Origin of the sequence: Mobiluncus mulieris ATCC 35243 (genome assembly GCF_000160615.1) — a bacterium.
Lineage (GTDB): Bacteria > Actinomycetota > Actinomycetes > Actinomycetales > Actinomycetaceae > Mobiluncus > Mobiluncus mulieris.
On record NZ_GG668519.1, the window covers coordinates 201,454 to 211,565 of the forward strand.

Below are 10,112 nucleotides of genomic sequence, written 5' to 3' on the forward strand. Positions count from 1 at the left end.
GAAAAGACCTTTAGCGACATCGTACTTTCTATGTCTTTCGCTGGTTCCATGTTCACCGCCATTCTGGGGATTGTGATAGTGACTGGGGATTTCACCACCAAGTTCTCCACCCGCTTATTCCTATTCAACCGCTTGCCCTTTGCGTTGATGGTGGTGAAGGCTATGGTTGCCGCCATCCTGGGACTGGTGTCAGGGGCGATCATCCTGGTGACCAGCTGGTTTTCCACCCAAGGAGTTTTGGCGGCGCGGGGATACGAGTTCTTCCCACCCGACAATCCTTGGCAATGGGCGGGAGGTTACCTGGTTATGTTTACACTCACTGCGATTTGGGGGGTAGCCCTAGGATTCATATTCAGAAACACAGTAATCGGCATCACATTCGAGATTATCTTTTTGACCATGTTAGAACCCACGCTTCACAGCATCTTTCCCCAAGCCGCGAAATGGCTACCCGGCGGAACACAATCCGCAATCGTTGATGATATTACTTTGCCGCAGCGTTTGGGTATGCTCCCCGGCGTGGGTGTCTATTCACTGTGGGTCATAGGCTTGTTCGTGATTGCCGCTGTGCTGTTGATGAAGTTCAACCAGCCGGTACTGCCCTCACTCACGAACCTGGTTGCCAAACGCCTCTCCTTCACCAAGAAACCGGCCACAAACTTGCAGACACCTAGCGTAACCGAAAAACCACAACCCATTACCAGATAACAAGCATAAATCAGACACACCCAAGGAGGTGAAGCAAAGATGGCTGCACAATTGCATGTTCCCCCAGGTTTAGAGTTGACTAAGCCTGATTGTAGCGATAATCCCTGGATTGTGTCCGTAAATGGCGGTGTCCCGTCACGACTCTCTCCAGATTTAGCTCGGGTGCTCCAGTGGTTTCAACAGGGACAACCCGGCGGTTCTCCTCAGTTTTCGGGCGAACCTCTGGACAGGGAGAACCTCGAGGTGGCCACCACTATGCTGGAGAATGCCGGTTTACTCACCAGAATGCCATACCACGTTTCTGATAATGTGAAAACTACACGGAAATCCCGGGTTCATTTCAATTCGTTGTTTTCCATCCAGATTGATATCCTCAATCAACCCGGACACTTCGCTTGGCTGCAGCACTTTGCGAAACGCGGTTTCCTGTTGGGTGCAGCAGCTTTGAATGTGCTTCTTGGCTTGCTTGGCATCTTCCTGGTGCTGGTAAATCGTGATGCTTTCTTTACGGCGATGTCCACCCCGCAGGAACCATTGACCTTGCTGGCTTTGTATATGTGCATGATGGTGGGTATATCTATCCATGAATTTGCCCATGGTACTGCGCTTATGTACTTCGGTGGAAAAGTTCGGCGCATCGGGGTCATGCTGTTTTATCTCTCCCCTGCGTTCTTCTGTGATGTGACCGAGGCCTGGAAACTGCCACACAACTGGCAGCGGACTATGGTTGCTTTAGCCGGAGTGGTGACCACTTTTGGCATCTCGGGATTATCTGGTTTGATTTTCGTCCTCACCGGCAGGGAATACGCTTTCCTGGCATTGCTCACCACCGCCTTCTATGCGGCTTCAGTGTTGAATCTGGCACCATTTATTAAGCTCGACGGATACATAGCCCTAATGACCTTCCTGGATCAGCCGAATCTGCGCGATAAAACCATGCAAGAATGGAAAACTGCCCTGGTGTACTTCGTTACCGGGAGCTGGGGGAAGCTTCGAAGGTTAGGCTTGCTACGAGTAGTCTTTGGCTTGGCCTGTTCTGGAACTCCCCTCGGGATGCTGCTGCTGATGGCTTACCGGCAAGACAACGACAACACGGGGATTATCGGACAAGTTATTGGTGCTGCCTTAGTGTGGGGGGCATTATTCCTAATGCTTCGAGGCATAATACAGATTGCCAAGGAAACACGCCAGGAACACAAGCCAATCTGGTCACGATTTATTGTTGTAGGAGCCACAGCCCTAGTTCTTATACCTCTTGGATTTGCGCCAGTACCTCTGCGCCAGACGGGTGCCTACTGGACAGAGGGTGACAGTACCTACACGAATCTAGTTGCGCCACGATTTACAGGTAAAACCGTAGAGCTTAAACGTGCGGGTTTATTGGCAACCGAAACCGTGGGGGCAGGGAGAATTTCAAAACAGAAAACCCAGAGTGCCCAACCGATGCAGGCACTTTCCCCCACTATCAAAGTATCAGGGGTGTTACCCCCGCAACCCGCGAAACTCCTCGAAAACATTGAAACAATCGGCGGCAATCCAGTCGGACTGCTGGTAGCAGAAATGGGAGAAATACCCTTGGGAACCTGGATTACGCAAACTGCTACCCTCGATTGGTTGCAATCAAATCAATAGAGACTTCCTGAACAAAATAATCACATCAACACGAAAGAAGGTGAAAAAATGAAAATAAGCTCGTTTACTGTAGACAAACTGGAGACTTTAGAGGCTCTTCGCTTTTAAGGGTGTAGTTGGTTTTTGAATCCTCCGGTTTCGAGGAGGGCACGGATGCGGTAGTGGATGAGGTTGCGGAACCCGAGGGCGGAGCCTCGGAGGTGTTCTAGGCGGCCGTTGATGGCTTCGGTTGAGCCGTTAAAACTATGGGGATGGTCGAAGTAGGCCAGGATGTCGGCGGCGCGGCGTTTCAACGTGCGGCCTAGTCGGCGCAATTCGGGTAGCCCAGCGGTGAGGTTACCCTTGTTTAGTGGACACCGGTACAGAGTTACCTTTGTCTCAGGCGAATTTGTTAGTCGGCGATGCCACTGCGCAGCGCGCGCAGGGTGAGTTCGCCGCGAGTGGCACAGTTGGTTAGTTCGAGGATTTGGGAAACATAGGTGCGTACCGATGACTCGGAAAGGAAGAGCTCCTCGGCGATTACCTTGTTCGGTTTGGCCTGAATTACCAGGTGGAACACAGGCAGCAAACGCTCCGGTAGCTCCGCTACGTCCTGGCGGAAATCCTCGTATTCTTGCTGTTTGAGGCGTTTTTCCAGGTATTGTTCGGTCAGCAGTTCGGTGGGACGATTCCCCATGATCATTTTCCCTTCATGAGCCTCGCGCAACAGTGTCGCTAAATGCCTTACCTCTATATCCTTGGTCAGGAAAGCGCGCACCCCCGCCGCAAGAGCCTCGTCGAGGGAGTCCTCGTGGGCGAAGGCAGTGAGCATCACGATAGTGACCTGGGGACTCATCTTTTTAATAGTGGATGCCGCTGCGATGCCATCCAGCACCGGCATATCCACGTCCAACAGCACCATATCGATATGCCCTTGAGAGCAGGCGCTAATTGCCTCCGCACCGTTCTCTACGACGGCAACCACCTCGAACCCTTCTTGCATAGCCAAAAGCTGGGCAAAATCATCACGAAATGCATCATCGTCGTCAGCAATAACGACTCTCAAACTATCGGTCACCGGGTTTCTCCTTTCTAAAAGGTATTTCGACACTAAGGTTCCATTTATCCCCAGACTTGCCAAACAGCAGTTCTCCACCTTCAGAAGTAATCTTATCTTCCAAGTTGCGTAGCCCATAGCCTCCAGTGAAGCTGGTGTCTGGGCGTTCGGCTACCCGATTTTGGCTGTAAACGCTCAGGTTTCGTGCTTCGTCAAGGGAAAGCTCCAGACTGGCCAAGGAGTTCTCGGGGGCATATTTCAAAATATTACTAGCGCTCTCCCGCACTACTAGGGAAGCCACCAACTGTTGCTGGCGGGTCAGCAGTTGGTCTGTCCCCTTCGGGACAACGACATCGAGGGTTATACCCCGCGCGGTGAGCATCTTGCGGGATTCCACCAGAGCCTTTTCCAAACTGATGGATTCCCGACTGATATCCAGGTTCAAAATCATCGGACGGATTCGCTTGGCGGCAGCGCTAGCTGCGCTAGCCAGTTCCGCTAGCGCCTCGGAGGTTACAGAACTGGGGTCATCGCGCAGTTTCTGGGCAGCAAGTGAAATCTGTGCCAAATCCTTGGCAGTAGTGTCATGCAGCTGCGCCGCCAGTTCCCGACGCAGTTGTGACCTAATCTGTTCCGCGGCCAGCCCGGACGAATCTAGGTACCCCTGCAGCAGTGCGGTATAATCCCTTTGTTGGCGCATAAGCAAACCAACAATAAGGGAAACCGCAAACTGTAAGCAAAGGAAAATCAAGGTAAGGGTGATATCCTCGGCACGAATTAACAAAACCGCGCTGGTCGAAGCATAGAGCAGTAGACCCTGCCACACCCAGTTTTCCACAATCCAACTTATAACGATTATGGTAGTACCCAGTGTGGCGTATGCGATGTTGTGACTCAAAGGTGGTATCAACAGTACAGCGTTTAGGAATATCACATAAGCAAGATCTGATTTTTGAAAAAACTTGCCATGTAAAGCCAAAAGAATAAACAGAACCGCTATAACAAACGATACAGGAGAGCTGAATAAGATCTTATAATAATAAACAACAGACAAATCGAGCGCGCAAAATAATGTGGCTGAACCCAGGAAAAAATATCCTTGCCATTTGCTTACAAAATTATTACCTTTAGATGCATCTCTTAGATTCTTTGTCATAACTATAATTATACGAGACTAGATGTGTTACTTGCATTCTGCGAATAACTCCTCGGGGCGGAAGCCTCCACATCTGTGGCAGAGAATTGTCGCCGTAAAGTGCTGAATAGCTCCCTAAGCTGCACGTGAAGGACAGAACCCAGCGGCAACCCTAGACCAGCCCACTGACTGAAAGTCTGGTTGGTGACCTGTTCCACCTCTATCGAGGCGAGGTTGTGGCAAACGCTGCCTCCCAGCGAGGCTATTGCTGGTGTCAGAAAATCGGGGAGGTTCTGTCCAACTACTGATTCAATCTGGCGCAGGTTTTCGATGGTTCCACATCCAAAGGAGCCGATTCTTTCACAGACGAAAGGTGCTAAGGCTATGGTGGCTTCCAACTTCGTAATTCCCGCCAGCGAAGACAGCTCATTGGCTAAGTACCACAATGGCCACACCCAAACCAAGGTTTTCTCTCCTAGTGGCACTTGGTGGGTAATCCCGGATAGTCGCGCGGCCTGTTCCAACAGGACGCTGTCGTTCTGTGGTTTTGGATTTTCGTCAGATTGGCGGTAAAGCGTCACGGCCATCTGCAAGAGTTCTGCATACTCCCGTCGAGCGGTAGCGTTGGTTATGACTGCCAGAATCCCGGCACAGCGAAACACGATTTCGAGGATTCCGTGGCGAATCAACCGGGGGGACAGGCTTTCGTAGACCTCGGGCAGGTAGTCATGCCCACTTGGTTTAAGACTATTCCCCAGCACCAATCGCCGTCGAGACGCGGAAACTTCTACGACAGCTTTACTGTTGCACTCGGAGCCAGTACCCAGAGTCGTGGGAATCGCGAGAATCGGATACGGTTTGTTGCCAGGAATCGTGGTGACACCGCTGCGGCCAGCCCGGAGATAGGATTCCCAGGAGGGCTGCGCGGTTGCAGCAGCAGCGAGCTTGACTTTATCGAGAATACCGCCACCGCCCAAAGCAATCAGGGGTTCGCCTGTTTCTAACTGCACGGAAAGTTCCCGGACATCAGCCAGAGAACAAGAGGAGCTGACCGCAACCCGACTTGAGGCTCCTTTGACATAGCTCCGGGCGGCTGCGGGAAGTTGGTGGTTATGCCAACATTCGTCATAGATAAAGACTGTCATTTTGTCCCCCGGGTAGTTAGCTCTTCAAACGCAGCGTGTAGGTTCCGTACCGCTTCATCCCAGATAGATATGGGCATAGTAATGGCGGGAATAATCTGGATACCTTCCAAGGAGGGTTGGATGGAAATGCCCCGGGAGCGAAAATAATCCGCGCCGAGCGATCCAGAAAGCGCATCCGACTCGAAAGAATCAGCGTCGCCCCACCCCAGATACTGGAATAACCCCATGCCTCGCCGAGAGAGATGATATTTCCGCGCCAGATGTTCCAAGTCAAGGGAAACCCTGGATTCCAGTTGATGGTATTGCTCCTGAATATTGGCCGAATCCAAGAAATCGAGTACTCCCAGAATCGCGGCGCACGCCACGGGGGATCCGGCTTGGGTTTCCCCGTGCATGAAAACACTATCCTGCTGGATAAATACCTCAGCGACAGTATTAGAAACCACTAAGACTGAACTCGCGGCAGTGCCATTTGTGAGTCCTTTGGAAAAACCAAGTAAATCGGCGGATTCCTTCCAATCAAATGAGGCCGCTATGGTACCCAAACGGTATAACCCCATAGCCACTTCGTCAGCCCCTATCAGGAACCCATATTGTTTACGAGCCTCGAAAATGACATTCAAGACATCGTTGGAAAGGGGAATCGCCCCGGAGCCCAATACCGGCTCCAAAACCACCAACGCGACGGTATTACCCCTGGTTTGAAAAAATTGTTTCCACGCTTCAACATCATCAAGAGGAAGGTGGACAAAATTCGCCGAATGTGCTCCGTAAACAGCTTGTCCCAGATTTTCCCCCGACAGTTTCATCGAGTTTAGTGTCATACCGTGATAGCTCCCCTGGATGCTGACCACCGTGCGAGCGTGTCGCCCCAACAGGGAATTCCATTGTAAGGCCAGCTTGACCATGACATCATTGAGAGCAGAACCGCTGGTGGAAAAAACCAGCGCTGCTTCTGACATATCCAGATGAGCCAGCAGCCGCTCCGCAACTTCATGTGCAGCGGGGTGGGAAGCACGGAACAGCGTCGCGTAGTGCCCGTCGCGAAGGACTTTCTCGATTCGCTCGGCAACAAAGGGATTTCCATAACCGAAGTTAACATTCCACAAGCCACTGGTTAAGTCAATGGCTTTTGTTCCGTCGGCAAAGGTTAATTGGTAGTCCCGAGCCTCCACGACGGTTCTAGCGGCTTGCCCCATCTGCGAGGGGGGAACCAGAAATTCCCATAGCATTCTAACCACCAACCTTTACAGCAATAATGGTTAACAACTCCTGGGAATCAGCCAAACCGGTACACTCGCGGCAGGTGCGGTTTACTATAGAAAAACCAGCCTGTTGCAGCTCGGAAGCCAGTTGGTCACCACTGAGGTTATGCACCACGGAGCTGTAGACCCGAGCGGGTTTTGGCATCATGTCTGTATCGAAAACTACGAATCCAATCTCCCGTGCTTCCTGACCAGGAATCTCCCCGGCATAGAAGAATGGCACCACTGGTTTTCCATTAAGATTCACTTGCCCCAAGCTAAACAATGTTCCATGGTTATTCTGCGGCTCCGAGGTAGAGATATAGAATACTCCACCACTTCGGAGCGCCTGGTGTACACGTTGGTAAATCTTTAGACGTTGCTGGTGGTCAAACAAGCGAACGGTTCCCGCTCCAAGCAGCAAGAAATCGAAAGTATCAGCCTGAGGTTCCCAAGTCAGCAAATCTTGACAGCAGGTTTTTACTTTCTCCCCAGGAATTCCTTGCCGCGTCGCTCGCTGTTGCAGCAGGGAGAGTAGGATAGGGGAAGTGTCATAAGCATAGTACTCGCGGATATTGGGGGAATCCAGCGAGAGTAAGAGGCGGCCTTCCCCGGAAGCCAGTTCACCTACGGTGGCATTTTCAGGGAGATGCTCGCTCGCGCGGGCTAATTCCTCGAACTCAGTTTCATCCCCGGAGGCAAGTGACCCGAAGAGCTGTGCCCCTTCACCGGTGTAAAGATTGCGGGGAACGCCAGCTTCCAAAGCGGCTGAAAACAAGGTTGTGAGAACACTCATCACGCACACACCTTTGTCTTGAATGTGGCAAGGGCATCCTCACGCAGACCTTCGGGGAGGCTATCCCCAGGTATTTCCACCAAAATTTCGGGGTTGAAACCTGTCAGCGCAGCGCGATACATGTCGATACCTAAGGAAAACACCCTACCGCTGTCCAGGTTGAAACAATAGAAATCGTTCTCGCTGCGTGCAAGAATCAAATCCTGTAGCTCGGTTGAGCCGTCCGAATTCAAGGGTGGCTGGGGAAGGTCAAAGTGTAGTTGTCCCTGGTAATCTTTCAAGAGTCGTGAAAGCAACACGGCACCCGCAAAATGTAAGGAAAGGGACGGATTTTCTTGTTGCAAAGTGGCGATAATGGGGTTAGGAGTCCAAGGATGGATTCCCTCTTCATCAAGAGTGAAACGAGAGAGACGGGAACGTCCGGGGATAAAATCGGCCAGTTCAAAGACCACCAGAGGATTCAAGAGGGAGTTTGGAAGTTGCCCGGTTTCAGCAAAAATTCGAGTGTTCTTGCGGAGGCTCTCAGCATCAGCTGCTTCGGCAAAGCACAGGTACGTCGGAGCAAAAACATCAAGGTATGGTAGGCTCGAAAACGCACAGGATTCAACAATCAGGCCATCATCGAAGACCGCTTCGTCTCCCTCGATGCCGAATGAACCCAGCAGGGTAGCGGAGACACCCGGTGCCATAGCGGGAGCAAAAACGAACGTATCTGCGGTTGCTAATTCTTCGAAGCTAGATAAATCGAAAGTCTTTACCCAATAGATAGAACCGTATCGTTCTTTATTGTTCGCGTCAATTCCGGTAAAAAGATTCCAAGCTGAAGCGTGGTAAGAATTGCACATTTTAATCACCTTTCTTTTTAGCTTTAGTCGCCTTGCTGATAAAGAAAGATTCAAACCCTATGAAGATAAGTAAAAGGGGAATGCCAATATATATGGGTATGGCTCGACTCACACTTATAATCATCGTTATGATGATTAATGTCATAAATAGCGTCGCATACTTGGTGTTCTTGTTAACATTGTTATTGTTACCCATAATCTTCCTTTCGCGTTACGGCTTCTATTGTTGTAGTTTGTTGGTTCTGTGGGTGGCTACACACAGCGTGAGTGAATGATTCTGTTGAAAAAAACCAGCACATTGTTATAACCACCCACATAAACCAAAATATTAAGTTATGTGACAATTTATTGTCATGTTATGTGGCTGCCACAACTCCGATTAGGATACCTACACCCACACCTACGGCAATTCCTAGACCTAACTCGCCTGCATCTGGTGCTTCTAGATTTTCTAGTTCTATTATCTCGAAATCTCGATTACACATTATTTTCACCTCCCTTCATGAATGTTAGCACATAGTATTTACGTTTAGGTTGCCATTACGACAATAGCTGCTAAGCCTACGCCAACTCCCATTCCAGTCCCGAAGTCACTCCAATCAAATGGCGCTACTAGACCTTCCAGTGGTTCAACCATAAAATCGTATTTGGTTTCCATTATTTTCACCTCCTTTCATATTTGTGTGGATATCACTGCGCAAAAAGATTCTTTCCAACAATCTCTACAATCCGGAATGCGGCTCAATAACGTAGTGAGTGAAAACTCATTCCAACCATTTAAGATCTAATTTATTTTCTTCCTTGCTTGCACATATTGAGATTATTCAAGTTAAGGTTCAAATTTTTACATAATCTCTACTTAGCTACTAGTTGGGTGATTGTACTCACACAGCAGTATTGAGTTTTTTCTCAGAGGCAGAGTGTATTTCCTTAGACGAAAATCGTTTGGAAACCAGATTTGTGAGTGAGGGCAACACCGGCTGGTTGAACTTAACCGCCACAATGGTGGCAATCACAAATAAGGCTAAGACCCACAGCAGATATAAACCTGTACCAGAGAGCATATCCAAGCGCTGTGGCAAAGTAATATCATCAATGATTGCGGATTGTGTTCCGCCGGGTAGCCATTTTGCTACCGAAGGGAAGATAGCCATAAGTGTGGCTTCCACTCCCATCAGGTAGAGGACGTGAAACATGATGGCGATTACTGTGTTTCTGAATATGAATCCTAGGGCTACCCCCCAAATCGCGGAGAGCGTGAACATGACTAGATGGCTGCCTGCCCATTGCCAGAGATTCTGGGGTGGGAAGAACTCGTAACCCCGCGCCGCTAAAAACCCTTGGGTAGAAAACCAGCAAGTCACCAGGATAACCGCGCCTAGCACCAGCCCCAGTAGTGCTGCAACGGCTGATTTCACTATCATCAGTGTGAAAGGCAGACGGTTGAATAGGAATAAGCGGGTGGAGAACTTGGTGGTGAAGTCCCCAGTCACTACCACGATCCCCAGAATAGATGCAAACAGTGCGCCCGAGAAAGACATGGAAAGCGTGAAATCACTCAGGGTTTTCCC

General features: G+C 50.2%; 10 protein-coding genes and 1 pseudogene. 2 read left to right on the forward strand and 9 right to left on the reverse strand.

Annotation, left to right across the window (positions count from 1 at the left end):
* The coding region (locus tag HMPREF0577_RS05885) for an ABC transporter permease (RefSeq protein WP_004012827.1) at positions 1–708 on the forward strand (708 nt) is incomplete at its 5' end.
* Between the two features lie 39 nt (positions 709–747).
* Positions 748–2,340, forward strand: a complete 1,593-nt coding sequence (locus HMPREF0577_RS05890) for a zinc metalloprotease (RefSeq protein ID WP_036342529.1) — start codon at positions 748–750, stop codon at positions 2,338–2,340.
* Positions 2,341–2,444: 104 nt separating this feature from the next.
* Here HMPREF0577_RS05890 and HMPREF0577_RS10960 read toward each other — a convergent pair.
* The 9 genes and pseudogenes from HMPREF0577_RS10960 to HMPREF0577_RS05930 form a co-directional block, all read right to left on the reverse strand.
* Positions 2,445–2,669: pseudogene (locus HMPREF0577_RS10960) on the reverse strand (transposase); the annotation flags it as partial.
* 62 nt (positions 2,670–2,731) lie between these two features.
* Positions 2,732–3,397 (reverse strand): response regulator, encoded by a 666-nt coding sequence (locus HMPREF0577_RS05895; protein ID WP_004012830.1) that lies wholly within the window; start codon positions 3,395–3,397, stop codon positions 2,732–2,734.
* Positions 3,387–4,274: a sensor histidine kinase gene (locus HMPREF0577_RS05900; protein WP_248613717.1), complete on the reverse strand. Its 888-nt coding sequence runs from the start codon at positions 4,272–4,274 to the stop codon at positions 3,387–3,389. The genes HMPREF0577_RS05895 and HMPREF0577_RS05900 overlap by 11 nt, the downstream gene beginning before the upstream one ends.
* A 266-nt stretch (positions 4,275–4,540) precedes the next feature.
* The gene (locus tag HMPREF0577_RS05905) at positions 4,541–5,656 is read right to left on the reverse strand and encodes an iron-containing alcohol dehydrogenase (protein ID WP_004012832.1); all 1,116 of its coding nucleotides are present in this window, start codon (positions 5,654–5,656) and stop codon (positions 4,541–4,543) included.
* Entirely contained in the window at positions 5,653–6,888 is a 1,236-nt protein-coding gene (locus tag HMPREF0577_RS05910) for an aminotransferase class III-fold pyridoxal phosphate-dependent enzyme (protein WP_004012833.1), read from the reverse strand. Before HMPREF0577_RS05910 ends, HMPREF0577_RS05905 begins: the two co-directional genes overlap by 4 nt.
* 1 nt (position 6,889) lies before the next feature.
* Entirely contained in the window at positions 6,890–7,696 is an 807-nt protein-coding gene (locus tag HMPREF0577_RS05915) for a class I SAM-dependent methyltransferase (protein ID WP_004012834.1), read from the reverse strand.
* The gene (locus HMPREF0577_RS05920) at positions 7,696–8,541 is read right to left on the reverse strand and encodes a hypothetical protein (RefSeq protein ID WP_004012835.1); all 846 of its coding nucleotides are present in this window, start codon (positions 8,539–8,541) and stop codon (positions 7,696–7,698) included. Before HMPREF0577_RS05920 ends, HMPREF0577_RS05915 begins: the two co-directional genes overlap by 1 nt.
* Positions 8,542–9,070: 529 nt before the next feature.
* Complete coding sequence (locus tag HMPREF0577_RS11990) at positions 9,071–9,199, reverse strand: daptide-type RiPP (protein WP_004012837.1); 129 nt, start codon at positions 9,197–9,199, stop codon at positions 9,071–9,073.
* Between the two features lie 226 nt (positions 9,200–9,425).
* Positions 9,426–10,112 (reverse strand): ABC transporter permease (locus HMPREF0577_RS05930; protein ID WP_004012838.1); only part of this gene is annotated, 687 nt, incomplete at its 5' end.

Excerpts from the sequence above, each read along its gene's own strand:
- HMPREF0577_RS05890 (WP_036342529.1), top strand. The coding sequence starts at position 748 with ATGGCTGCACAATTGCATGTTCCCCCAGGTTTAGAGTTGACTAAGCCT.
- HMPREF0577_RS05905 (WP_004012832.1), bottom strand. The coding sequence starts at position 5,656 with ATGACAGTCTTTATCTATGACGAATGTTGGCATAACCACCAACTTCCC.
- HMPREF0577_RS05910 (WP_004012833.1), bottom strand. The coding sequence starts at position 6,888 with ATGCTATGGGAATTTCTGGTTCCCCCCTCGCAGATGGGGCAAGCCGCT.
- HMPREF0577_RS05915 (WP_004012834.1), bottom strand. The coding sequence starts at position 7,696 with ATGAGTGTTCTCACAACCTTGTTTTCAGCCGCTTTGGAAGCTGGCGTT.
- HMPREF0577_RS05920 (WP_004012835.1), bottom strand. The coding sequence starts at position 8,541 with ATGTGCAATTCTTACCACGCTTCAGCTTGGAATCTTTTTACCGGAATT.
- HMPREF0577_RS11990 (WP_004012837.1), bottom strand. The coding sequence starts at position 9,199 with ATGGAAACCAAATACGATTTTATGGTTGAACCACTGGAAGGTCTAGTA.